The organism is Mesorhizobium sp. 2RAF45, from assembly GCF_052115225.1.
Classification (GTDB): domain Bacteria; phylum Pseudomonadota; class Alphaproteobacteria; order Rhizobiales; family Rhizobiaceae; genus Mesorhizobium; species Mesorhizobium jarvisii.
This window is the reverse complement of the sequence record NZ_JBFRGG010000044.1, coordinates 1-460: the sequence shown is the minus strand read 5'-3', so window position 1 is coordinate 460 and position 460 is coordinate 1. Positions and strand designations below refer to the sequence as shown.

Below are 460 nucleotides of genomic sequence, written 5' to 3'. Positions count from 1 at the left end.
GTGACGGCCCATACGGCCGAGGGGCCGCTGGGCATTACGGTCAACAGCTTCACCTCTGTCTCGCTGGACCCGCCGCTGGTCCTGTGGTGCCTGGACATCAAGTCCGACCGCCATGACGCCTTCGCCGGGGCCGAGCGCTTCGCCGTTCACATGCTGCCAGTCGAGGATCAGGCCATGTCGGACCGCTTCGCCTGGGGCGTCTGCACCCTGTCGGACGACGAGTTCGAGGTCGGCGATCCCGCCCCGCCGCGCCTGCGCAACGCCGTGACGCGGCTGGACTGCCTGACCCACGACCGCATCGTCATGGGCGACCACCTGGTGATCGTGGGGCGGGTCGCGGCGTTTGACACCCATCCCGGCGACGCCCTGACCTATTTCCGGGGGAAGTATGGGCAGGCGGTCGATCCGACGGCGTGACCTGAGCCTTCTCCCCTTGMGGGAGAAGGTGGCAGGCGAAGCC

1 protein-coding gene is annotated in these 460 nt (G+C 68.6%); it reads left to right on the top strand.

Going from position 1 to position 460, the window contains the following annotated elements; translation table 11 throughout:
- The coding region (locus AB4Z43_RS33505) for a flavin reductase family protein (RefSeq protein WP_441941002.1) at window positions 1–417 on the top strand (417 nt) is incomplete at its 5' end.
- Window positions 418–460 lie beyond the last annotated feature (43 nt).